Genomic DNA, 21,890 nt, shown 5'->3' with positions numbered 1-21,890 from the left:
GGACGTTTCTTTGTTGTGACCTGCGCGCTAGGACGTGCGGGACGTCAGCCAGATGGTGAAGGCGATGATCACGCCGAGGCCGGCGATCCAGACGAACAGACCCTCAGATACGGGGCCGAGGGCTCCGAGGTCGGCGCCGCCGGGAGATCCGTTGGCTTCAATCTGCTTCAGGAAGGTGATGATGTCGCGCTTGCCTTCGGGGGTGATGTTGGAATCGCTGAAGACCGGCATGTTCTGCGGGCCGGTGGCCATGGCCTCGTAGATGTGCTTACCGGTTACGTCAGCGAGTGCCGGTGCAAATTTGCCGCGGGTAAGTGCTCCACCGGCTGCTGCCGCGTTGTGGCACATGGCGCAGTTGGTGCGGAACAGTTCCCCGCCCTTGGCAGAATCGCCCTTTTCGTCAAGGAGTCCTGCTTCGGGAATGGACGGGCCGGGGCCGAGGGAGGCGACATAGGCGGCCAGCTGGTGGGTCTGCTGGTCATTGAACTGGGCAGGCTTCTTGTAAGCCTGGGGTCCGTTCATCTGCATGGGCATGCGGCCGGTGCCAACCTGGAAGTCAACGGCAGCGGCGCCGACGCCAACCAGGGACGGGCCGTCCTGCGTTCCGCTGGCACCCATGCCGTGGCAGGTGGCGCAGTTAGCTGCGAAAAGCTTGCCGCCCTCCTCGGTGTCGCTGGCGCTGAAGTCGGCAGTGCTGGCTTTCGCCTGGTTGACGGTGGTGGCAACGGCGTACAGCCCACCAGTGAGGAGGAGACCCATCAACAGCAGCGCAATGGCTGCCAGTGGGTGACGTCGCTTCTGCGAGAGTGCCTTCACGTGGTGGTTCCTTTATTCGATCGTGCGTCGGCTCCGCGAGCCGCTTCTTGAAATTCAGTCTCTTGGCAAAGAAGAGTCAAGTTTTGGCTACTGGAGGACATAGATGACCAGGAAGAGGCCAATCCAGACGACGTCCACGAAGTGCCAGTAGTACGAGGTGACAATCGCCGACGTTGCCTCGAAGTGGCCGAACTTCTTCGCAGCGAAGGAGCGGCCCATGATGAGGAGGAAGGCGATCAGGCCGCCGATGACGTGCAGGCCGTGGAAGCCCGTGGTCATGTAGAAGGCGGAGCCGTAAGCGTTCGTGGACAGCGTCACGTGCTCGGAAACCAGCATGGCGTATTCCGTGGACTGGCCGGCAACGAAGAACGCGCCCATGAGGAACGTCAGGGTGAACCACTCGTTCATGCCCCAGCGGGTGAACTGCAGCGGACCTCCGCTGCGGCGCGGCTGGAGCCTTTCGGCGGCGAAAACGCCCATCTGGCAAGTGAATGAACTGGCCACGAGGACGATCGTATTGACGAGCGCAAAGGGGAAGTTGAGCTTTGCTGTCTCTTCCGCCCACATCTGTCCGGACGTAGACCGGAGTGTGAAGTACATGGCGAAGAGGCCGGCGAAGAACATCAACTCGCTGGACAGCCAGACTACGGTTCCAACAGAAACCATATTAGGGCGGTTCAGCGTGGGGTGCGCCGGGGTACTGGGGGCATGGGTCGCAGATGTCACATAGACATTATGTCTGTAAAACTCCGTCCTGCCCAACGCAAACCGCCTTTTGCGGAGACTTTTTCTACAAAGACGCGAAATCGCGCTGAAAAGTTCCTGGCACCGTTCACATTGGTTTTCTGAAGGCGCACCTCGATAGCATCAGGAGGTGACTTCTCAGGCATCGGCACTGGCGGCAGGCAACACCTGGCCGCGGCTCATCTCCGCACTGATGGACGGTAAAGACCTGACTGCGGACAACACGGCATGGGCCATGGACACCATCATGTCCGGGGAGGCGACGCCCGCCCAGATCGCCGGCTTCCTTGTTGCGCTGCGCGCCAAGGGCGAGACCGTGGAGGAGCTCGCCGGCCTCGTCGACGCCATGGTTGCCCACGCGAAGCCCATTGATATTGCAGGCGAGAAGCTCGACATCGTGGGCACCGGCGGGGACCAGCTCAACACCGTCAACATCTCCACCATGGCGGCGCTTGTCTGCGCCGGAGCCGGCGCCCGGGTGGTCAAGCACGGAAACCGCGCCGCGTCGTCGTCGTCAGGCTCCGCTGATGTTCTCGAGGCCCTCGGCGTGCGGCTGGACCTTTCCATCCCGGACGTTGCCCGCAACGCGGAAGAGGCGGGCATTACGTTCTGCTTTGCCCAGGTGTTCCATCCGTCGTTCCGCCACACCGCGGTGCCCCGCCGGGAGCTCGCCATACCAACGGCCTTCAACTTCCTGGGGCCGCTCACCAATCCGGCCGGGGTCCAGGCCTCTGCCGTCGGTGTCGCCAACGCGCGCATGGCGCCCCTCGTGGCCGGCGTCCTGGCCAGGCGGGGAAGCCGCGGCCTGGTATTTCGCGGCAGCGACGGACTGGATGAACTAACCACCACCGGCCCGTCGACGGTGTGGGAGATCCGCAACGGCGAAGTGACTGAACAGCAGTTTTCGCCGCAGGACCTTGGAATCCGTCCCGCAACTGTGGAAGAGCTCCGCGGCGGTGACGCCAAAGCCAATGCCGCCGTCGTCCGTGACGTCCTGGCCGGCGTGTCCGGTCCGGTCCGCGACGCCGTTCTGCTGAACGCGGCCGCGGGGCTCGTGGCCTACGATCTTGACGCCGCCGGGCCCCTGACTGAGCGCATGCGCCTGGCGCTCGGACGGGCCGCCGAGTCGGTTGACTCCGGCGCCGCCGCTGCAGTCCTCGACAAATGGGTCAGCCTGACCCAGGCGTAGGACTGCAAAAGGGGATGGCCCGGCACCACGGTGCCGGGCCATCCCCTTTTCAATTTCAGTGCCGGCTACTCGAACCCCAGCGCAAAGGCGGCGTCGAGGTCATGCTGCGAATACGCGCGGAAGGCTATGTGCGTGGTGGTGTGCACCACGGCGGGCACCTTGGACAGTTTGTCGGCGATCACGTCTGCTAGGTCTTCATGGTGTGCCACGCGGGCCACGGCGATCAGGTCCCATTCTCCGGTGACGGAGTAGACCTCGCTGATGCCCTGGATGGCGGAGATCTCCTCGGCTGTCTCCGGGATTCGCGAGGCGTCGGTCTTGATCAGGACGAATGCGGTGATCACTGTGAACCCTTCGGATCAGTTGTGCCGTGACGGTGCCCGGCTCGTGTGCGCTGGTGGTGCCAGCCTAGTACATCAGCCTCGCCGCCGGGATCGCCGCAGCCGGAGCAGGCCGGCGGCCAGAAGGCGGTAGCCGAGCAGGAAAACGGCGAGGCTCAGGAGCGCCACAATGATGAACGCCAGCACGACTGCCTGCCCCGTCAGGGCGCGGATGACCATTCCGATGCCCACGGCGCCAAGCCATACCGCAACGCCGGCCGGCCACACCGCCAATGGCCGGCGCCACACGCGCAGCAGGAGCCAGGCGGCCGCTGCACCGGCCAGGAACGGCCAGGCGGTGAGCAGGATTCCCGCCACGGATTCCCCCCGTGAATGGGCGTCCCGGCCTATGGCTGCGAACGTCAGGATGAGCACGGTGTCCGCGGCCGCCGCTGCTGCAATGATTCGGGGAGTGGACCGCTGGATCACGGGTTTTTCTGTGGAACGCATGCTCCCGAGCCTATCGGGTCCGGGGCCGGCTGTTCCGCGGCAGGTGTTGCCCCGAACGGCAAAATCGCCGACGATGACTCGACCGGTCCATGCACCGTCCAGCGAAGGAGGACCAGTGAGACTCGTACAGATCGCACAGCACGCCGAGAACCTCGACCGGGCGGCGGAGTTCTATTCGGCCCTGCTGGGGACCCGGCCGCAGGCCGTGTTTGACCCGCCGGGACTGCTGTTCTTCGACCTCGACGGCGTTCGCCTCCTGCTCGAGAGGGGAGCCCCGCCGTCGCTGATCTACCTGGCCGTCCCGGACGTCAGGCGGCTGATGCCTGAACTGGAGGCTGGCGGGGTCGAGGTGGTGGCCCCACCCGAGGTGATTTTCCGTCACGAGGACTCAAAGCTCGGCCCCGCGGGAACCGACGAATGGATGGGTTTCATCAGGGACAGCGAAGGAAACACGGTGGGACTGGTGAGCCAGCTGCCGGGCGGCGGGTCCGCGGCCTAGCTGGACTGCTCAGGCGGCTTTGCTGGTGGCGATCTTTGCGGCAAAGGCCAGGAGGACGACGCCGGCGATCCGGTCTGTTGCCTTGGACACCGTGTCCGACTGGAGCCAGCGCCGCGCATGATGGGTTGCCAGAATGATCAGCGCGAACCAGGCCATTCCTTCGACGTTGTGAACCAGCGGCAGCAGGACGCCCATCAGGAGCGGGGACGCGCCCGGCGGCAGGAACTGCGGGATCATCGCCATGTAAAAGACGCCCACCTTGGGATTCAGCAAGCTGGTGGTGATGCCCGACAACCACGCCGCGCGCGCACTGCCTTGCCCGGCCGCGATTGCGGTGTCAACGGCTGCGCCCCGGCGGAAGCTGCGCACGATCATATTGATGGCCAGCCATGCCATGTAGCAGGCGCCGGCCACTTTCAGCACCGTGAAAGCCGCTTCGGAGGCAGCCAGCAGCGCCGACGCACCGAGCGCTGCGGCTATGCCCCAGAACACCGTGCCGGTGCAGATGCCTGCCGCGGTGGCAAACGCCGATCCGTGGCCCCGGCTGATCGCCGTGCGCAGAACCAGCACCGTGTCCATCCCCGGAATGACGGTCAGGAGGGCCGCGACGAGCGCGAACTGAAGGAGTGCTTCGGAAATCGCCATAATCGATGCTAAACGGACCACCCGGGAAGCGCGCAAAAGTGACCCCGCCCGCCGTTGTCTCTGCGCGCGGGTAGGGGAATACGCTCAAGCCGCAGCAGATCGTCCCGTCGGTGCCGGTGATTACGTTGTCCGGGTCCCGATTGAAATCACCGCGGTGAGGAAAACGGGAAGTGCTGCTGCCGAAACGGCGACGAGGATGCCTGCTCCCACCCACGCGGGTACCTGCGTCCTCCCGCGCCCTCCCAACGAGCCGGCAGGAAAGATCGTCATCCAGGTGAGCAGCGCCAGTGCGCCCAACCCCACGGCGACGGCCGCGGGCGGGAAGAGCACGAATCCCAGAAGCAGCGGAACGTAGTATTTGGCTGTCCTGTCGGACCACAGGGGCAGCCATTCACTCCACCAGCCAGCCGCGGCCGCGGCTATGGCGCAGTGCAGGATCGAGAGGCCCGCGAACAGGGCGACTGCGAGCCAACCGGGTCCCATTGAAGTCGATGTTGTCTGCGCGCAGGGGATCGAGCAGGGCGCCCAGCCAAATGAGAACGAGGATCCCAAACAGGGGTCCTGCCAGCCGGCCGGCCGGAAGCCAGCGGTGCAGGACAACGAACAGGATCGCGACGAGGTATCCGGCGGGCAGTCCGGCGACGACAAACAAGACCAGAGACCCCTCAAGGGTTGGGAAGCCGACGTTGGCCTGTGCCTCCGTCAGCCTGCCCTGGGCGGAGTCCGGCGAGGTGAACGCAAGGACCCGCATGATCAGCCGGCCGCCGGGCCACACGGCCAAAATGCGGAGGCCAGCGCCGCGAACGTGGCCACATTGGCCCACCAGAGATAGTTCCGGAGCGCAGCGATTTTGGCGTCTGATGGGTCAACCCTCGCTCCGCCGGCTCCGCCGGCTGCGCCCGGCGGGGGAGCTGCAGAGTCAAACGGGGGAGAAGGAGCAGCGGCGGGCTCGGCGTTGGCAGATGCGGGGTACGCAAGGCGATGGCCTCCCCACCGGATCACCGTAAAGAGGCCGAGCAACAGCAAGACGGTGCACCCGATCACTATTGCGGGGGCCATTTGCGATCACCACCGGGCTAGGGATGTGACCATTGTGCTCCCCGGGGCCCGCCGGGCCATCCCTAGATTGCTTCGATGATTCCCTTGAGGTTCGCGAGCTGGGCGACTTCGGATTCCATGGTTTTGGTGACGAGGGAGTCCAGGACCCTCATCATCAGCGGAAGTTTGAGGTCTAGGCTGAAACGGACCGTGGTGCTTCCCTCATGTTCCGCTAGCTGATAGCGGCCCGCGGGGCGGGCGGGTCCGGCCACCACCTGGAAGCACAGGAGGCGGCCCGGCTCGGCGTCGGTAATTTCGTAGTCTCCCTGCAAGGGCCGCCCTTTGGGACCGGTCAGCGTTTGGCTGTATACGGCTCCGGGTTCGCCGGCGGCGCCGCTCTTGAGGGCAATTTTTTGGACGCCCGGCCGCCACTTCGGGTTGTTGAGCCCGTCCGCGAGGAAGGCGTAGACCTCCCCGGCGGGTCGGCTGATGGTGATGTCGTTCTCGGCGTGTGCCATGTTGTTCCTCTCGGCCGGGCACTTCGATTCTCGGACTTCGTCCGGACCATGTGGCTACAGCCTACGTTCAGGCTAGGTGCTCCTCGGAGCCAGCGTCAGCGTGGCGACGCTTTCCAGCCGGGGGTGCAGGTGGTCGCCGTCGTCCACCACGCCGGTCTGCCACCAGAGCTTCAGGCCCTCCGGCGCCACCTCGAGGCAGGCAAGGTTGTTGTAAAACCACGGGCCCTTGAGTCCGGACCAGCGGAAAGGCGGGTCCGGGACACGCGCCGAATGCGCGGCCAAGGAACCGATCGGCGCGGCCAGGCCATAGGACATGATGGCAGCGAAGGACCTCATGATCCGTGGCAGCGGGTTGCGGATGGGGGAGCAGACTGCCTGCACTATCCGGCTGCCCGCGGCACGCTCCACCTCCGAGACGAAGGAGTAGTGGACGTCACCGGAGAGGAAGGCGACGACTTCTGGTGCTGGGCCGCGTTTGCCGTCGGCGACCTCGGCCACCATGTCCGCTACCCTCCGGAAGCTCTTTTGGAAGGCACCCCAGTGTTCAAGGTCCAGCGCCTGCCGCAGCCTTTCGCCGGCACGGGCAGACAGTTTTCCCCAGGCGCCTTCAGAAACGGCCTCGTTCCAGGACTCCACATAGTGCAGGCCCATCGGCAGCAGGAACGGCAGGGACGTCGCAACCAGCAAGTGGCGGAAACCGCCTCGCACCCGGCTATCGAGCCAGGTCATTTCCGCCTCGTCAATCAGCGCGCGGTCTTCAGGGGCAAGGTTCCGGGCGGCGCGGGAGTCCACCACTATCAGTCGCGTGTCCCCGAAGTCACGGCAGTAGCTCCACCGGTAGGACGTCGGATCCCGGTTGGCCCGTTCGGCGAAGCTGTCCAGCGCTTCGCTCAGGTCAAGCTCGGTTTCGCCCGTGTGCCCGGCGATCTGCTGCCATAGAGCATCCTCCGAACGCTCCAGCGGCGACAGGTTCCCGAGATGCTGGTAGACCCAGTACGAGGCCAGCCCCGAAACAATCCGCTCACGCCACCACGAGGTGGCTTCCATTTTCTTCCTCCAGCTGCGTGAGGCGTTCCAATCGTCGCGGATGTCGTGGTCGTCAAAGATCATGGCGCTGGGAAGGGTGGACAGCAGCCACCTGTTTGCCGGGTCCGACCAGGCCAGATTGTAGAGGTGGGCGTACTCCTCGTAGTCCTTGAGCTCCTTGCCCGGCGGCGCGTCGATGTCCCGGCGTGCGCTGATGAATTCCTGCATCTGCTCGCTGGTCAGGTCCGCGTACACCTGATCCCCGAGGAACGCCAGCAGATCCGGCCACGCCTGGGCACTGCCCGAGGCCATCCCGAGCGCGAATGCGCGGAGTGCGTCAACGCCGTGGGTCCGGTTGCCGGACGCATCGTGCGGGACACTGGTGCGGCACGAGCCGTAGGCCATCCGGAGCGGCTTGCCGGGTTTCAGTGTCGGGATCACCGGCGGCGGGAACCCGGACGCAGGTTCCGGCCAGACCTGCGTTCCGTCGATTTCAAGGGTGTAGGGCGTGACAGTTCCTGCCGCGAGTCCGTCCAGCGGCACCAGCGCGTAGTGGTGGCCGTGCACTGCGAAGGTGCGGGCCTCCCATTCCCTGCCCCCGGCACGCACCGCGACCCGGGCAGCTTCCCGGGTCTCCACCCAGATACTCGCCGAGGTTTCATCCACGTATCGCATCATCGGGCCGAGCACCAGGAGCGAGGTCGTCATGACTCAGTTGTACCTGCTGGGGCCGGGTGCGGCCATGGCTCGGCGGGAGTTTGTCATGGCTGGCACATAGGGCTCTGGGCGGCCTCGTAACCAGATCCAAGGGAACGTTCAGGAACCCGCGGTATGACTGGATGATGCGGGAGTACAAAGACAGCGAAGATTCGGCTCGGTCTCCCACCTGGTTGCCTTATCTCAAGTACGGGTCCATCATCCTTCTCGCCGCTTTCGCCGTCTGGATCCTCGTGGTGGCCCTTGCCCGGTAGCTCAAAGACTGCATCCGTTCGGGCAGCCACATCGTGCCCTGTGGGTTCGACGATCAGCACCCGTTGCTAGTCGCGCGCACGACGAAGCCGCGTTGCGCGGCAGCCGGAACAAGCCGCAGGCATAGGATGCCTGTATGGGACTAATAATTGCGCTTCTGGTCATCTGGCTTGTTCTTTCGATCGTTGGCTTTGCCGTGAAGGGCCTGATTTGGCTGGCCATCATCGGCCTCATCTTGTTTGTCGCCACGGGCGTGTGGGGCTGGGTGAAGCGGAAGGCTAACGTTTGATCCGCGACTTGGCCTGACTTGGCGGCGGCTGCACCGAATTGGTGCCGGCCGCCGCTTTCGTTTTGTGTGGCCAACGACGGCGACCAGGGCCGGACTTTCTTGTTCGCCCGACAGCGCAGCCCAGGCAGGTTGGGTCTGCGGCGCCGTTGCCAAGCTGGGTATATTGGCATTAGTGGCAGCGCTACGGCAGCCTCAAAGCGGGCGGCCTCTAAGAAGTAACTCTCAGTACCTGTGAATGTTTGGGAAGCGAGGGCCAGATGTCTCACGCCATTCCGCCCGGGGCCAGCAGGCGTCTGTACAACGAAGACCTGGCACCTGCCGAGCATCGCACGTGGGGCTTCTACTCGCTGTTTGCGATGTGGATGTCGGACATTCATTCGCTCGGTGGATATACCTTTGCCGCTGGCCTCTTCGCGTTGGGCCTGGGTGCATGGCAGGTGTTCCTTGCTTTGGTGGCGGGAATTGTCATCGTCTTCTTCCTGATGAACTTCTCCGGATACGCTGGCCAGAAGACCGGCGTTCCCTACCCGGTGCTCGCCCGGGTTTCGTTTGGAACATTCGGCGCGAACCTGCCGGCCCTGATTCGTGCGCTCGTGGCGATCGCCTGGTATGGCATCCAGACGTGGCTGGCCTCTCGCGCCGTCATCATCATCGCGTTGAAGATCTGGCCCGGACTGCAGGGTCTGACGGAGAACAACTTCCTTGGTGAGTCCACGCTGGGCTGGCTGGCGTTTGTGTTGATGTGGTCGCTCCAGCTTCTTTTGCTGCGAAACGGCATGGAGACCATCCGGAGGTTCCAGGACTGGGCCGGTCCTGCCGTCTGGGTGGTGATGGGCCTGTTGGTCGTCTATATCCTGATCAACGCGGGCTGGAATATTTCCCTCGATCTGCCCGGGGGAAGCGCTCAGTGGGGGGCAGCACATGCCTTCCTTGCCGCCGTCGCGCTGACGGTGACCTACTTCTCCACACTGATGCTGAACTTCTGCGATTTCTCCCGGTTCGCGCCGTCCCGCAAGGCAGTCCGCACCGCGAACCTGTGGGGGCTGCCGGTGAACTTCATCGCCTTCTCCGTGGTCTCAGTCGTCGTCACCGCCGGAACGTTCAAGGTCTACGGGGAACACATCTACGACCCGGTTGAGATCGTCGGGCGGATCGACAGCATCTGGGCTCTGCTGCTCGGGGCCGTCACCTTCGCTGTCGCAACGCTGGGAATCAATGTCGTGGCAAACTTCGTCTCGCCGGCCTATGACCTCGCGAACGCCTGGCCCTCGAGAATTGATTTCAAGCGCGGCGGCCTGATAGCGGCAATGATCGCGCTGGTCATTACGCCCTGGAATCTGTTCAACAGCCCGGTCGTGATCAGCCTTTTCCTCGGCGGGCTCGGCGCGTTGCTCGGGCCGCTTTTCGGGATCATCATGGTCGACTATTACGTGCTCCGCCAGCAGCACGTGCTGGTTCGGGACCTGTTCAGGGAAGAGGGGTACTACACGTATACGGGTGGCTGGAACCGGAAAGCGGTCATCTCCTTCCTTGTCTCGGCGGTCCCGGCAGTGGTTGTCGCTCTCGTTCCCGTATTCGGTGCACTGTCGGCCTTCTCCTGGTTCATCGGAGCCATCGCGGCGGCCGCAGTGCATTACTTCATTTCGCGCCATGACACGAGCCTGGCCGAATCGATCGCCGCCGCGGCCGCTGAAGAAACGGAGCCGGAAGCTGCTTGGACACAGATTCCCTTTAGTGCGAAAGCGTCGACCGGGCGGACCGCCATCCACGGCGGCACCGCGCGAAAGAAATAGACTTCGGCTGTTGCGATGACAGGGGGTGGCGCAGCAGTGCATGCCGTTGATATCCGTCGGCTATTCCCCGGACTCCACGACATCATTTATCTCAATACGGCCAGCATCAATGTTGGCCGCGCCCCGGCCCGAGCAGCCTATGAGTTGGCGGTCGAACGCTGGTCTGCTGGCCGGTTTGACTGGACAGAGGCGGAACAGGCGGGGGAGGACGCCCGGGCCATTTTTGCCGAGATTGTTGGCGCCAGGGCCGGCGAGATTGCCATCGTTCCTGCCGTGAGTACTGCTGCGGGAATTATTGCCGCTAACCTGCCGTCAGCGAAGTTCGGTGAGAACATCGTCGTCGCAGAGAATGAGTTCGCCTCGAACTACTTTCCCTGGCTCCTGCTTCGAGAACGCGGTTACGAAGTGCGCACGGTGGCGCCCGGCGGAGATGGCGTGTCGGTGCAGGAGGTTCGTCAGGCGGTCGACGGCGGGACCCGCCCGATCGCGGTAAGTGCCGTTCATTCGGCCAACGGCTATCGAGCTGACCTGGCGGCCATTGGCCGGGTTGCTGCCGAGTCTGGAGCATGGTTTTTCGTCGACGCTTGCCAGGCGGCCGGGGCCGTGCCGCTAGACGTTGTGCGCGACGGCGTCGATTTCCTCTCGACATGTCGATGGCGTGGTTTCCCGCCATGGCACCACCGTCTCCGTCCGGGTCAGACGCCGATGCGGTCCTGGCGCGGCTCCGCCAGGCAAACGTGGTGGTCTCGGTCCGCGCCGGCAGAATACGGCTGGCAGTACATTTCTACAACCTGGATGAAGAAATCGATCGCGTCGCCGAGCTCATCGGACACCCGTGAATTGACCGTAAACCGGCATGACCACGGGTGTCGGCGTAGATCCACTCGTGGTGGGAGCGCCATTGCCTGTCGACCCGAGTTGGCCCCACTTACAGCTATGCGGCCATCTTCCGTTCCCGTGCCCTTGAGCGTCTGATCGCTCCAGGGATAGCATTGCCGGCACGGGCCTCGGTGGCCCACCTGTACACGTGGTGCCGGTCAGGGACTTGCGGGGGGCGACGTCGATCAGATCGAGGAGACGGCGATGGTGGAGACATCTGCAGAGGCGTCATCAGCGGAGCTGATGGTCGGCCTGATCATCTCCCTGGACGGGTACGCCTCGGCCGAGGGATGGCCCGGCTGGTGGGGCCTGGAGGGGCCGGAATACCTGGGGTGGCTCGAGCAGGAGGGGGAGATGGGCTACACCTTCCTTCTCGGGGCGAACACATATCGGGTGATGTCCAGCATGTCAGAGGATGCAGCGTCCGGCGGCTCGGGATTCTCCGAGAATGAGGGGGCTAGTCTGACCGGCCTTGCCGCCGTGCCCAAGGTCGTCTTCTCCTCCACGCTGCAGGCGCCTCTGACTTGGCCGAACTCGGAGTTGGTCACCGGGGACGCGGTCGAAGCCGTGACGGAATTGAAACGGACCCGGACGGGACCCTTGAGCACCCTCGGCAGCCTCAGCCTCTGCCGGTCGCTGCTGACCGCCGGCCTCGTGGACAGGTTCCGGCTGGTCGTCTTCCCGGTGATCACCGGCCGCACCGGGCGGGAGCGGATCTATGACGGCTATCCGGACGTCTCGCTCGACATGGTGGACAGCAGGACCTTCGACGGCCGGCTCCAGCTGCTCGAGTACGTCCCCACCGTGCTCAGCGGCCCGCCGGGCAGCGGTCCTACTTGAGTCCATCCGTGCGGAATCCCTCGCACCCCACGTACACGTGACGCGACGCTAACCGGTTGATCAACAACTGCGCGTGTGCTTGTTTATACCCGTAGCGCAGATCCAGAAGGGGTGTCACCACGACATGAGGTTGACGACGACGACTAACGTCTCGGTGGACGGCGTGATGCAAGGGTTGCGCGGACCTGACGAAGATCGCAGCGGCGGTTTCGAGCGCGGCGGATGGGCCATACCCCTTCTCGATAGCGAAACCGGGGACTATCTCAACCAGGTCTACGGCGGTGCGGCCGCGTTCCTCTTCGGCAGGCGGACGTACGAGATCTTCGCCGGCTACTGGGGAGCGATGATCGATCCGAGCACGAGCCCGATCTCCGCAGCACTGAACAGCCGGCCCAAGTACGTGGCATCGACCAGCCTCACCGACCCGCAGTGGGCGGGCACGAGTGTGCTGACCGGCGACGTCGCCGCTGCCGTCCGTGACCGAAGGCGCAGCAGGACGGCGAACTGCTGGTGCCCGGCAGCGGTGCCCTCGTCCGGTGGCTGCTTGCCAACGACCTGGTCGACCAGCTCGACATGATCACCTATCCCGTCGTCGTCGGCCAGGGCAGGCGGCTGTTCCCCGAAACGGGTCCGGACGTCGCGCTCGATCTGGTCAACTCGCGGACCACTGCGCGGGGCATCACCATCCAGGCTTATCGGCCTCTTGGGCGCCCGGAGTACGCAACGTCCTCGGCTGACCCGAACGCATGACCTAGCTGCGCGACCGATGCCGAAGCCGATGCCTACGACCGAACGGTTCGAGGATGGGTACTACTCGTGATTGGCCGCGCGCAGACAGAAGCAAGAAGCTGACCGCTAGGTGGGGGAGCGGGCGCGGCTGCTCGGGCAGGAATCGCCGAGCACCTTCACCCGTCCAGCCCGGCGAGCGGGGTCACCCGTTCGCCCTGGACAGAATGCCTCGCCCTTGGGGACTGAGGATTCTTGCCGGTGGCGAACACCGCGCCGGCCCGGACCAGCGCTACTGAGACAGGCGTCGCTGACCGCGTGCCCACGGGCTAAGTGGCGCCATGCGAAAACTCATAGTCCAGCAGTGGGTTACCGTCGACAACATAGCCGCCGAGGAAGACGGCGGCCTCAGCTTCGTGTCGGGGGAGCCCTTGTCCGAAACGGACACCCGTGCGTTCAAGGCGAACGTGATGGGGTTCATCGACTCCGTCGACACGATGATTCTGGGCGCGAATACCTACAATCAGAACAAGGACTACTGGCCGTACGCCGATGAGCAGGGCGAGTACGGCGAGAAGCTCAACAACCTCACCAAGTTCGTCGCCTCGTCGAAGCTGGATGACGCGCCTTGGGGCGACTTTCCCGCCGCGACCGTGACGCGCGACCCGGTCGCCACCATTCGGGAGCTTAAGGAGCAGGGCGGCAAGGACATCTGGCTGTGGGGGAGCCTGAGGCTCATGTATTTCCTCATGGACGCCGGCGTCGTCGACGAAGTCCGGATGCTGGTCTGCCCGGCGTCACCGGGAGTTCCACACTCTCGATTCTTCCCGGATCGTCGAGTGCCCCGCGTCAGCGCATCCCTCCGGATCAAGCGGATGGCACGACCTCGCACATAGAGTGATTCCTACTGGTGACCCGGAGTATTGGCGGAGGCGGTGATACTTCATCAGATGCAATCGTCGCTATTCAACTTGACATAATGTAGATTATCGGCGTTTGAGGCACGGGAGTAGAAGTAGCTGCAAGAACTCCCGTCCACTGAGGAATTCATCGAACGACACTCGACTCTGCCGCGGCCTATGCCGGCTACGTAGCTGCTGTCAGCGAGGTCTGCCGGGGCCGCTAAGCCAGCATGCCAAGGGCTGGAAGCACCTGAGAGACTTTCATCATGACCATCGACATCAAAGCCATGCTCCATCGGGTCGTAGCTGAGGTGTTCGACGAGAACTTCGCCTTGGCGAACGTCAGCTCAAGCGATGATTCCTGGCTCCATGGCGTCCATGTGAGCAACTGCTCCGACAAGGACCGCACAGCAATTATCCGAGCCAGCTGCGGGTGGATGGACGCCCATGTCCCTGAGCTGAACGTCCAGACCATCCTTTTCGACGAAGACGACGTGGAGGCGGAGAAAGAAGCCGAGTTTCGAAGGCTCTGCTTCGTAATGCGTGCCTACCTTCAAGGGGAAGGGTGCGAATGGACAACTCCTGGCCAATGAATGCCTGCGCACGCCAGTTAAAGTACGAGAGTCACAGTGGCCACGAGAACGCCATCATTGCCGAAACGCTTCGACTAACACCGTCCGATGAATTCCTGCGCATGACAGTTAAGTACGACGAGCTCACCGTCCTGCGCGCCACCGCCGCCATCGTGGTTAAAAGGGCCGAGTGCAAATCGTTCGTGATCAGATTTTCGGAAAGATTTTCCCTGATCCAGCGCATTACCGGCCGTCCGACGAAGTGCCGTACAGACTAAGCAGGCTCTTGCCTTGCAGCTTCTGATGGCCCCCGGATACATGCCTATGTGTAAGCGCAATTGCTGCGTCCCACATCAACACGTCCTCTGCCGTTTAGCCTGCCGCCCACTGTCGGGTTAATAAGGGCGTGCGAGCATTCCGGCTACGACCCGGATCCACCCAGGTATGCGTCCTTAACTACAGACGGCGTTGCGCCCTGGAGGACCCAGCGGTTGCCATCCGGATCACCGAAGTAGGCAAACTGCACTCCGCCCATGTCCTGGATCTCGCTGATATCGGCACCGCGGCTCACGAGCTCGGCGCGTACAGCGCCCAGGTCGGGTACGACGAGCTGCAGTCCCTCAAGGGTGCCCGGCGTCATGCTGGTCATTCCCGTGCCGATCACGATGGAGGCAGCCGAACCTGGCGGAGTGAGCTGCACCACCCTCATTCCGGGGATGTGCTCAACGTCGTGATCGAGCACAAAGCCCAGCTTCTCGGTATAGAACGATTTCGACGCGTCGACATCGGCCACCGGTACCTGAACAACTTCAAGGCGCATCTCCATGCGTCTCACAGTACCGTCCGTCCGGGACGCAGCTGCGTTCGGCACGACTGCTGGAATTGACGAAACCCCCACTGTCCCCTCCATTGGCGAAGCTCCGGTCAGGTGGTCGACCGAAGGTTCGGCCATTGTGCCCGGCTACACCTGAGGGCTTGCTGAGAAGGCGGGCAGCGGGTCGAAGGCCCCATCGAAAACGGAAGTGATCCCGCTCCCCCGGCCCATGCCATGACTCCGGCATCCCGGCGAAATGAGGAACGGCATCCGCCGCCGAAGCACTCCGTTGGGCCGGGCAATGGCGTCCGGGCATTTTCCCTCCGAGTTCTGAGGGAAATCTCAGGAATGGCTTTTAGTGTGGCGTCAGGCCCCCGAGTTATCGGCTTGGCGGACCTGCCGCTAGGAAAGCCCCCGCAACGCCTCGAAGGCGCCGGGGGCTTTTCTTGTGCCGCCACTGAGCCTCCACGCCAGCCGCGAGATCGTGAACCAAGCCGGCCGGCTGCCGGCCACTGAACGGGTCTTGATCCGACGTCGGCCTGCTCCACCGAGGGCTGGATCGTGCCACCTTGTAGTTGCCTTGGGCACCCCCCGGAACGAGGGGACTTTTTTCGGGGATCGCGTCCTCGGTCCAAGGTTTTCCGGAGAAGTGCACCCAATCATGGGCGCGTCCTATCCCTCGAATCGGCAGGTGTGCCATGAAACTCTCAGCCAGATCCGGCCTGGCAGTGCAAGATAAGCCCCCAGGCCCCAACCAACTACCCCCCGCCCGGCGCCAGCGGCGACGCGTCGCCGGCAAGTACTCCGGAAAGTTCCGGCTGGTCAGCGCAGCGACAGCCCTCGCCCTCCCAATGGCCATGGGGTTGCCAGTCATCGCAGCCCAAGCCGCAACCGCCCCCGTCGGGCAGGGCTTCACCGTCACTGCCTCGGACCTGGCCTTCATCCTCAAGCAGATCAAGATCGCCGAAGCCCACGTGGCAAACACGACGTCGGCGACCGGCCCTTGCGGTGCCTTGGTCGGAACCGGTCCGAACCAGATCCCAGATGCGCTGACGTCCTACGGCCTGCGGACGGTGGACGGCACGTGCAACAACCTGATCCCGGGTCGGGAGAAATTCGGTGCAGCAGACCAGCCCTTCCCGCGCTACACCAAGCCCGTCTTCAAATCCGCCGAGGACACGCCGCCTGGCTTCGGTCCGTCCGGCCCCTCCTCCTATGCGCAGAAGAAGGGCAATGTCTTCGATTCGCAGCCGCGTGAGATCAGCAACCTGATCGTCGACCAGACGTCGACCAACCCGGCTGCCGTGGCGGCTGCCGCATTCCCGGTCAGGACGCAGGGAAACCCAGGCCTTTTCCCGTGCACCACGGACCCGAATCCCGGGCCCCCGCCCGTTGACGGCGTTCCCGCCGGCTGCGTGCCGTCGCACAAGACCCTGTTCATCCCGAACGTGACCACCGACGTCGGCCTCTCACCGCCCTACAACTCCCTGTTCACCTTCTTCGGCCAGTTCTTCGACCACGGTGTCGACCAGACCGTCAAGAGCGGCGGTACGGTCTTTGTGCCGCTCCACGCTGATGACCCGCTGATCGCCGGACCGGACCACATCCTCGGCAACGCCGACGATCTGCCCGCGAACCAGCGGTTCATGGTGCTGACACGGGCGCAAAACCAGCCCGGCCCCGACGGCATCCTGGGCGACGACCCCACAACCCTGGTCGACGAGAGCGCCGACGACATTCAGGATGCCAACAACACGGACTCGCCCTGGGTGGACCAGAGCCAGACGTACACCTCGCACCCGTCGCACCAAGTGTTCGTCCGCGAGTATGTGAACAACGCTTCAGGCAAGCCGGTTTCCACTGGACGTCTCCTGGGCGGACTGCCCGCGGGCCAGACCTATCTCAACTCCCCGGACGGAACCACGGGCATGGCTACCTGGGCTTCTGTCAAGAAGCAGGCCCATGACCTGCTCGGGCTCAAGCTCGTCGACACGGACGTGACCAACATCCCGATGCTGGCCACAGACCCGTACGGCAAGTTCATTCCCGGCCCGGCGCGCGGCCTGCCGCAGTATGTAACGGCGACCGGTCTTGTCGAGGGACAACTCGACGACCCGTTGACGACAACGGTAGACGAGACCGTACCTGTGCCTGCCAACACGCTGCACTTTGACACGCCTTTCCTGACCGACATCGCGCACAATGCGGACCCGAGCCCCGCCGACTCAGACCACAACCCGGCGACTCCGCCTGTTGCACCGACTGCGGATACCGATAAGGTCCCGTCGGCCGACTTCGCCAACCAGCCCGCTGGAACCTACGACGACGAAATGCTCGACGCACACTTCATCGCCGGTGACGGCAGGGTCAACGAGAACATCGCGCTGACCACGATCCACCAGATCTTCCACTCCGAGCACGATCGGCTGGTGGAGGACTTCAAAAACACGTTGACCAGCGACAACTCGGCCACAGGCGTCGCGGCCCTGGCGGAATGGAAGCTTGCCTCTGGCACCACCGACGGCTGGAATGGTGAGCGCCTCTTCCAGGCCGCCCGGTTCGTCACAGAGATGGAGTACCAGCATCTGGTGTTCGAGGAATTCGCACGCAAGGTCCAGCCCGCAATTCAGCCCTTCCACGTCTACCACTCTGACATCAACCCCGCGATCCACGCTGAGTTCGCCCACGCCGTGTATCGCTTCGGGCACTCGATGCTGGACGACACGGTCGCCCGAACCAACATAGGTGGGTCGGACAACTCGGTCCCGCTGCTCACGGCGTTCCTGAATCCGCCGGAGTATTTCAACGGCGGTTCGGCTGGCGTTCTCACTCCTGAGCAGGCCGCCGGCAGCGTCGTCATGGGCTCCTCGGACCAGGTGGGTAACGAGCTCGACGAGTTCGTCACGGAGACGCTCCGCAACAACCTGCTGGGGCTCCCCCTGGACCTGCCCACGTTGAACATGACGCGGGCCCGTGATGCGGGCGTCCCGCCATTGAACAACGTCCGCAGGCAGATCTTCGGCGCAACCAATGACGGCCAGCTCGCACCGTACACCAGCTGGTCGGATTTCGGTCAGCACCTCAAGCACCCTGAGTCGCTGATCAACTTCGTCGCGGCGTACGGCAAGCACCCGTCCATCACCAGCCAGACAACCCTGGCCGGCAAGCGGGCGGCGGCCAAAGCCATCGTGGACCCGACCTCCGCACCGGCAACCGACCCCGCGGCTATTCCGGCAGACGCTGCGGCCTTCATGTTCGGTACGGGAGCGTACGCGAACACCCCCGACGGCGTGACCGTCACTGGTGTCGACGACGTCGACCTTTGGGTTGGAGGGCTCGCGGAGATCACGAACCTATTCGGCGGCCTGTTGGGCACCACGTTCAACTACGTCTTCGAGAACCAGTTGACCGATCTGCAGAACGGGGACCGGCTGTACTACCTGGCACGCACGCCCGGCATGAACCTCCGCTCCCAGCTCGAGGGCAACTCGTTCGCAGAGATGATCCAGCGCAACACAGACGGCACCAACACGCTGAAGGCCGACGCATTCGCCACGGCCGACTGCAAGTTCCAGCTTTCGAACCTGGACGGAACGCCCGCAGGGTTCGCAGCCAACGGGTCCACCGTTGCCGACGACGTGACGACCCCCGGCTGTGACGAGTCCAAGCTGCTGCTGCGCAAGCCTGACGGGACCATCCAGTACCGCCAAGTCAACAGCGTGGATCCCGTGGGGATCAACGGGCAGTCCGTCTACAACGGCACGCCGGGCATCGACAGCATCTTTGGCGGCAACGACAACGACACCTTCTGGGGCGGCGCGGGCAATGACGTCATCGAAGGCAACGGGGGCGACGACGTTGCCTTGGGCGGCGACGGCAATGACCGCATCACGGACCTCGCCGGCGCCGACGTCCTCAAGGGCGGTCCCGGCAATGACTACCTCAACGCCGGAATCGGGGACGACATCATGATGGGCGGCGACGGCCAGGACTTCACCAACGGCGGAGCCAACGACAATGAGACGTTTGCCGGCCCCGGCAACGACTTCATCCGGGCTGGCGACGGTGCGGATGCGGTATTCGGCGACGGCGGGGACGACTGGATCCAGGGCGGTTCCGGACAGGACCTGCTGCAGGGCGACCACGGTGCTCCGTTCTTCGACGATCCGGCCCAGACCAAACCGGGCAACGACATAATGGTCGGCCAGGTGGGCGAGAACGACTATGACGCCGAAGGCGGCGACGACATCATGGCGGCCAACGCGGCCATCGACCGCTTCGCCGGTGCGGCCGGTTTCGACTGGGCGACCCACCAGTACGACACTGTGGGCGCAAACGACGACATGAAGATCAACCAGGTCCTCGCCGGCCTGCCGATCCAACTTGTGGTCAACCGCGACCGGTGGCAGGAAACAGAGGCCAACTCCGGTTCCGCCTTCAACGACGTCATCAAGGGCGACGACGTTGTCCCCACTGCCGTGGGCGGTGCAGGCTTCAGCGGCTGCGACGTCCTCGACCAGGCAGGCATCGACAGGATTGCGGGCCTCGGCGCCATCCTCCCGGCTCCTAGCACCCCGCTCGCCCCTATCGCCGCAGCTTCCGCCATGGGCGCCTGCCCGCTCGACGGCCCCGTCTGGGGAGATGGCAACATCCTCCTCGGCGGCCTGGGCAGCGATAAGATTGAAGGCCGCGGCGGCAACGACGTGATCGACGGCGACCGGTACCTCCAGGTGCGGATCAGCGTGCGGACCAACGCCGCCGATCCTACTTCGGAAATCGGCAGCACCGACCTCATGGAGCACACCTACCAGGCGGGCAACCCCCATACCCTGGAAGCAGATGTTGCCGCCGGTGTCATCGACCCCGGCAACCTGGTCGCAGTCCGCGAGGTCATTACCCCCACGGCAACACAGGCCGCAAGCGACATCGACACGGCGGTATTCTCCGGCCCGCAGGCCAACTATACCGTCACCACCACCGGCGGCGACGGCAGCGTTGGGTCGGCGGGGTCGACCACCACGGTGACCGACAACGTGGGCACTGATGGCACTGACACCCTCCGCAACATCGAGGCGCTTGCGTTCTCCGACACCGTTGTCACCAACGCTCCGGTGATCGGCGTTGCGACCGCCGGCAACGCGAGGGCCACAGTTACCTGGACAGCGCCGACCGTCGGCGTCGCCAGCAGCTTCAACGTGAAGGTGCTGGATGTCACGACCAACCCAGCCGGAGTCCAGGTGGGAGCCTTGCTCCCCGCAGCCGGCACGGACACGAGCCTGGTGGTTCCTGGCCTGACCAACGGGAATCACTATGTTTTCCAGGTCTCGGCAACCAACGCACAGGGCACCAGCCCGTTCTCGGCAGCATCCAACGTAGTCACTCCGGCGCCAACGGCGGAACTGACTGTTGCGGACGCTCCGACCCTCGTGACCGCAACTGCCGGTGACGGCACGGCAACGCTCAACTGGACCGCTCCGGCCTCGGACGGCGGCTCGCCCATCACCGGATTCACCGTGCGTGCCTTCGACGGAACCACGTTGGCTGCGACCCAGCCGGTCACCGGCAACGTGACCACCGCCGTCGTTACTGGGCTCACCAACGGGACTGCCTATACGTTCGACGTGGCGGCGGTCAACGCAGTAGGCACTGGAACGGCCTCGGCCGCCTCCGCGGCAGTGACACCTGCAGCACCAGTGACACTGGTAGCTCCGGGAGCCGCCCGCAGCGCCGCCGGTGTGGCCGGCAATGCCCAGGTAACCCTCAGTTGGCTCGCTCCGCTGCCGGTACCCAACGCGGCACCGGTCACGGGCTTCGAAATCCGCACGTTCGTAGGGACCAGCACCACCCCCGTGCGGACAACAACTGTAGGAACGGGCACCAGTGCAGTGGTGAACACCCTGATCAACGCGACCGGCTACACCTTCGATGTTGCAGCGACCAGTACCGCAGGAACGGGGGCACGGTCGGCCCGCACGGCCCTCGTGACGCCCCGCTCGGAGTTCATCGCTCCGACCGTGACGGCCAGGACGCCAGCTGCTGGCGCCAGGTCCGTCAACCAAGGAGGCAACGTGACCGCGACGTTCAGCGAAGCGGTCGCAAATGTCGGCACCGGAACGTTCGCCCTGCGGCTCAACGGTTCGGCGACCGCGATCCCCGCCACGGTGACGTACAACAACGCCACGAGGACGGCGACGCTGGATCCGAATGCGAACCTGCTGCCGGACCGCACGTACACCGCATCGATGTCCTCGATCAGGGATACGGCCGGCAACACGATCGCGTTCACGTCGTGGCAGTTCACCACCGGCCCGGCGCCCACGCTGGTTTCGGTATCACCGGGCATCGGCACCACCGGAGCCCGCCGCACCGCCGACATCACGGCGCGGTTCAGTGAGAACATCACCGGCGTTTCGGCGGCCACTGTACGGGTCACGAGAGTGTCCAACGGCGCAACTGTCACTGCCGCTCTCGGGTTCAACAGCACGAACCGGACGCTGACCATCAACCCGGGCTCCACCCTCCTGGCCAACACGCAATACCGGGTCACCATCACCGGCGGCACCGGAGCAGTCCGCGACCTCGCGGGCAACCCGTTCGCCACCCGCACCTGGGTGTTCACGACGGGATCCGCCCTCTAGGGCTACGGGGCGGCCGGGCCCCTAACCCCGGCTCGAACGAAGTCAGACGTCCGGCCCGTCGCGCAAGCGGCGGGCCGGACGTCTGCAGCTCCACGGCGAAAACCCTTGAGGTGAAGAACAAGCCGGCCGAGGGCTGGGTACGCCCCGGGGCGCCCGGCATTGC

At 64.4% G+C, this 21,890-nt stretch carries 23 protein-coding genes; 14 read left to right on the top strand and 9 right to left on the bottom strand.

What is annotated here, in order from left to right; translation table 11 throughout:
• Positions 1–27 precede the first annotated feature (27 nt).
• Together ABFP37_RS07155 and ABFP37_RS07150 are read right to left on the bottom strand one after the other, a co-directional pair.
• Positions 28–816 (bottom strand): cytochrome c, encoded by a 789-nt coding sequence (locus ABFP37_RS07155; protein ID WP_078027822.1) that lies wholly within the window; start codon positions 814–816, stop codon positions 28–30.
• An 87-nt stretch (positions 817–903) separates the two neighbouring features.
• On the bottom strand, positions 904–1,482 hold the full coding sequence (locus tag ABFP37_RS07150) for a heme-copper oxidase subunit III (RefSeq protein WP_078027821.1): 579 nt from the start codon (positions 1,480–1,482) through the stop codon (positions 904–906).
• A 208-nt stretch (positions 1,483–1,690) separates the two neighbouring features.
• On the opposite strand from ABFP37_RS07150, the gene trpD reads away from it, so the two are divergent.
• Positions 1,691–2,749: an anthranilate phosphoribosyltransferase gene (gene trpD / locus ABFP37_RS07145; RefSeq protein ID WP_078027820.1), complete on the top strand. Its 1,059-nt coding sequence runs from the start codon at positions 1,691–1,693 to the stop codon at positions 2,747–2,749.
• A gap of 65 nt (positions 2,750–2,814) precedes the next feature.
• On the opposite strand, the gene ABFP37_RS07140 is transcribed toward trpD, so the two are convergent.
• On the bottom strand, positions 2,815–3,093 hold the full coding sequence (locus ABFP37_RS07140) for an Lrp/AsnC ligand binding domain-containing protein (RefSeq protein WP_078027819.1): 279 nt from the start codon (positions 3,091–3,093) through the stop codon (positions 2,815–2,817).
• A 72-nt stretch (positions 3,094–3,165) separates the two neighbouring features.
• Positions 3,166–3,579, bottom strand: a complete 414-nt coding sequence (locus tag ABFP37_RS07135) for a DUF3054 domain-containing protein (RefSeq protein WP_078027818.1) — start codon at positions 3,577–3,579, stop codon at positions 3,166–3,168.
• A gap of 115 nt (positions 3,580–3,694) precedes the next feature.
• Here ABFP37_RS07135 and ABFP37_RS07130 point away from each other — a divergent pair, with 115 nt between their 5' ends.
• Positions 3,695–4,078, top strand: a complete 384-nt coding sequence (locus ABFP37_RS07130; RefSeq protein ID WP_078027817.1) for a VOC family protein — start codon at positions 3,695–3,697, stop codon at positions 4,076–4,078.
• A 9-nt stretch (positions 4,079–4,087) separates the two neighbouring features.
• Here ABFP37_RS07130 and ABFP37_RS07125 read toward each other — a convergent pair whose 3' ends face one another.
• The 4 genes from ABFP37_RS07125 to ABFP37_RS07110 all read right to left on the bottom strand — a co-directional run bounded on the left by ABFP37_RS07125 (position 4,088) and on the right by ABFP37_RS07110 (position 8,013).
• On the bottom strand, positions 4,088–4,723 hold the full coding sequence (locus tag ABFP37_RS07125; protein ID WP_078027816.1) for a LysE family translocator: 636 nt from the start codon (positions 4,721–4,723) through the stop codon (positions 4,088–4,090).
• A 120-nt stretch (positions 4,724–4,843) separates the two neighbouring features.
• Complete coding sequence (locus ABFP37_RS07120; protein WP_139362762.1) at positions 4,844–5,206, bottom strand: hypothetical protein; 363 nt, start codon at positions 5,204–5,206, stop codon at positions 4,844–4,846.
• A 638-nt stretch (positions 5,207–5,844) separates the two neighbouring features.
• Positions 5,845–6,279: an SRPBCC family protein gene (locus ABFP37_RS07115; protein ID WP_078027813.1), complete on the bottom strand. Its 435-nt coding sequence runs from the start codon at positions 6,277–6,279 to the stop codon at positions 5,845–5,847.
• Between the two features lie 72 nt (positions 6,280–6,351).
• The gene (locus ABFP37_RS07110) at positions 6,352–8,013 is read right to left on the bottom strand and encodes an alkaline phosphatase D family protein (protein ID WP_347033112.1); all 1,662 of its coding nucleotides are present in this window, start codon (positions 8,011–8,013) and stop codon (positions 6,352–6,354) included.
• A 134-nt stretch (positions 8,014–8,147) separates the two neighbouring features.
• Here ABFP37_RS07110 and ABFP37_RS07105 point away from each other — a divergent pair, with 134 nt between their 5' ends.
• The 10 genes from ABFP37_RS07105 to ABFP37_RS07060 all read left to right on the top strand — a co-directional run bounded on the left by ABFP37_RS07105 (position 8,148) and on the right by ABFP37_RS07060 (position 14,553).
• On the top strand, positions 8,148–8,276 hold the full coding sequence (locus tag ABFP37_RS07105) for a hypothetical protein (protein WP_347033111.1): 129 nt from the start codon (positions 8,148–8,150) through the stop codon (positions 8,274–8,276).
• Positions 8,277–8,410: 134 nt separating this feature from the next.
• Positions 8,411–8,563, top strand: a complete 153-nt coding sequence (locus ABFP37_RS07100) for an LPXTG cell wall anchor domain-containing protein (RefSeq protein WP_139362761.1) — start codon at positions 8,411–8,413, stop codon at positions 8,561–8,563.
• A 257-nt stretch (positions 8,564–8,820) separates the two neighbouring features.
• Positions 8,821–10,356: an NCS1 family nucleobase:cation symporter-1 gene (locus tag ABFP37_RS07095; protein WP_347033110.1), complete on the top strand. Its 1,536-nt coding sequence runs from the start codon at positions 8,821–8,823 to the stop codon at positions 10,354–10,356.
• A 36-nt stretch (positions 10,357–10,392) separates the two neighbouring features.
• The gene (locus tag ABFP37_RS07090; RefSeq protein WP_347033109.1) at positions 10,393–11,331 is read left to right on the top strand and encodes an aminotransferase class V-fold PLP-dependent enzyme; all 939 of its coding nucleotides are present in this window, start codon (positions 10,393–10,395) and stop codon (positions 11,329–11,331) included.
• Between the two features lie 108 nt (positions 11,332–11,439).
• Positions 11,440–12,075, top strand: coding sequence for a dihydrofolate reductase family protein (locus ABFP37_RS07085; RefSeq protein ID WP_347033108.1), 636 nt, complete (start codon positions 11,440–11,442; stop codon positions 12,073–12,075).
• Between the two features lie 130 nt (positions 12,076–12,205).
• The gene (locus tag ABFP37_RS07080) at positions 12,206–12,652 is read left to right on the top strand and encodes a hypothetical protein (protein WP_347033107.1); all 447 of its coding nucleotides are present in this window, start codon (positions 12,206–12,208) and stop codon (positions 12,650–12,652) included.
• Positions 12,586–12,825: a dihydrofolate reductase family protein gene (locus ABFP37_RS07075; RefSeq protein ID WP_347033106.1), complete on the top strand. Its 240-nt coding sequence runs from the start codon at positions 12,586–12,588 to the stop codon at positions 12,823–12,825. The genes ABFP37_RS07080 and ABFP37_RS07075 overlap by 67 nt, the downstream gene beginning before the upstream one ends.
• 317 nt (positions 12,826–13,142) lie before the next feature.
• Positions 13,143–13,697 (top strand): dihydrofolate reductase family protein, encoded by a 555-nt coding sequence (locus ABFP37_RS07070; RefSeq protein WP_347033105.1) that lies wholly within the window; start codon positions 13,143–13,145, stop codon positions 13,695–13,697.
• A 272-nt stretch (positions 13,698–13,969) separates the two neighbouring features.
• Positions 13,970–14,296, top strand: coding sequence for a hypothetical protein (locus ABFP37_RS07065; protein ID WP_078027810.1), 327 nt, complete (start codon positions 13,970–13,972; stop codon positions 14,294–14,296).
• Positions 14,275–14,553 carry a hypothetical protein gene (locus tag ABFP37_RS07060; protein ID WP_347033104.1) on the top strand — a complete coding sequence of 93 codons (279 nt, stop codon included), beginning with the start codon at positions 14,275–14,277 and terminating at the stop codon, positions 14,551–14,553. Before ABFP37_RS07065 ends, ABFP37_RS07060 begins: the two co-directional genes overlap by 22 nt.
• A gap of 143 nt (positions 14,554–14,696) precedes the next feature.
• On the opposite strand, the gene ABFP37_RS07055 is transcribed toward ABFP37_RS07060, so the two are convergent.
• Complete coding sequence (locus tag ABFP37_RS07055) at positions 14,697–15,101, bottom strand: VOC family protein (RefSeq protein ID WP_347033103.1); 405 nt, start codon at positions 15,099–15,101, stop codon at positions 14,697–14,699.
• Here ABFP37_RS07055 and ABFP37_RS07050 point away from each other — a divergent pair.
• Positions 15,100–15,246 carry a hypothetical protein gene (locus ABFP37_RS07050; RefSeq protein WP_347033102.1) on the top strand — a complete coding sequence of 49 codons (147 nt, stop codon included), beginning with the start codon at positions 15,100–15,102 and terminating at the stop codon, positions 15,244–15,246. The two genes, ABFP37_RS07055 and ABFP37_RS07050, sit on opposite strands and share 2 nt — an antisense overlap.
• A 541-nt stretch (positions 15,247–15,787) precedes the next feature.
• The gene (locus tag ABFP37_RS07045) at positions 15,788–21,727 is read left to right on the top strand and encodes a peroxidase family protein (protein ID WP_347033101.1); all 5,940 of its coding nucleotides are present in this window, start codon (positions 15,788–15,790) and stop codon (positions 21,725–21,727) included.
• Positions 21,728–21,890 lie beyond the last annotated feature (163 nt).

It is taken from the genome of Burkholderia sp. RS01, assembly GCF_039748055.1.
Lineage (GTDB): Bacteria > Actinomycetota > Actinomycetes > Actinomycetales > Micrococcaceae > Arthrobacter.
This window is presented reverse-complemented; position numbering and strand designations above follow the sequence as displayed.

Bases quoted from the DNA above. Each gene is read 5' to 3' on its own strand.
- ABFP37_RS07065 (WP_078027810.1), top strand. From the start codon at position 13,970: ATGACCATCGACATCAAAGCCATGCTCCATCGGGTCGTAGCTGAGGTG.
- ABFP37_RS07125 (WP_078027816.1), bottom strand. From the start codon at position 4,723: ATGGCGATTTCCGAAGCACTCCTTCAGTTCGCGCTCGTCGCGGCCCTC.
- ABFP37_RS07135 (WP_078027818.1), bottom strand. From the start codon at position 3,579: ATGCGTTCCACAGAAAAACCCGTGATCCAGCGGTCCACTCCCCGAATC.
- ABFP37_RS07070 (WP_347033105.1), top strand. From the start codon at position 13,143: ATGCGAAAACTCATAGTCCAGCAGTGGGTTACCGTCGACAACATAGCC.
- ABFP37_RS07085 (WP_347033108.1), top strand. From the start codon at position 11,440: ATGGTGGAGACATCTGCAGAGGCGTCATCAGCGGAGCTGATGGTCGGC.
- ABFP37_RS07045 (WP_347033101.1), top strand. From the start codon at position 15,788: ATGAAACTCTCAGCCAGATCCGGCCTGGCAGTGCAAGATAAGCCCCCA.
- ABFP37_RS07110 (WP_347033112.1), bottom strand. From the start codon at position 8,013: ATGACGACCTCGCTCCTGGTGCTCGGCCCGATGATGCGATACGTGGAT.
- ABFP37_RS07105 (WP_347033111.1), top strand. From the start codon at position 8,148: ATGCGGGAGTACAAAGACAGCGAAGATTCGGCTCGGTCTCCCACCTGG.
- ABFP37_RS07150 (WP_078027821.1), bottom strand. From the start codon at position 1,482: ATGGTTTCTGTTGGAACCGTAGTCTGGCTGTCCAGCGAGTTGATGTTC.
- ABFP37_RS07100 (WP_139362761.1), top strand. From the start codon at position 8,411: ATGGGACTAATAATTGCGCTTCTGGTCATCTGGCTTGTTCTTTCGATC.
- ABFP37_RS07050 (WP_347033102.1), top strand. From the start codon at position 15,100: ATGCGTCTCACAGTACCGTCCGTCCGGGACGCAGCTGCGTTCGGCACG.
- ABFP37_RS07095 (WP_347033110.1), top strand. From the start codon at position 8,821: ATGTCTCACGCCATTCCGCCCGGGGCCAGCAGGCGTCTGTACAACGAA.
- ABFP37_RS07120 (WP_139362762.1), bottom strand. From the start codon at position 5,206: ATGGGACCCGGTTGGCTCGCAGTCGCCCTGTTCGCGGGCCTCTCGATC.
- ABFP37_RS07115 (WP_078027813.1), bottom strand. From the start codon at position 6,279: ATGGCACACGCCGAGAACGACATCACCATCAGCCGACCCGCCGGGGAG.
- ABFP37_RS07060 (WP_347033104.1), top strand. From the start codon at position 14,275: ATGGACAACTCCTGGCCAATGAATGCCTGCGCACGCCAGTTAAAGTAC.
- ABFP37_RS07055 (WP_347033103.1), bottom strand. From the start codon at position 15,101: ATGGAGATGCGCCTTGAAGTTGTTCAGGTACCGGTGGCCGATGTCGAC.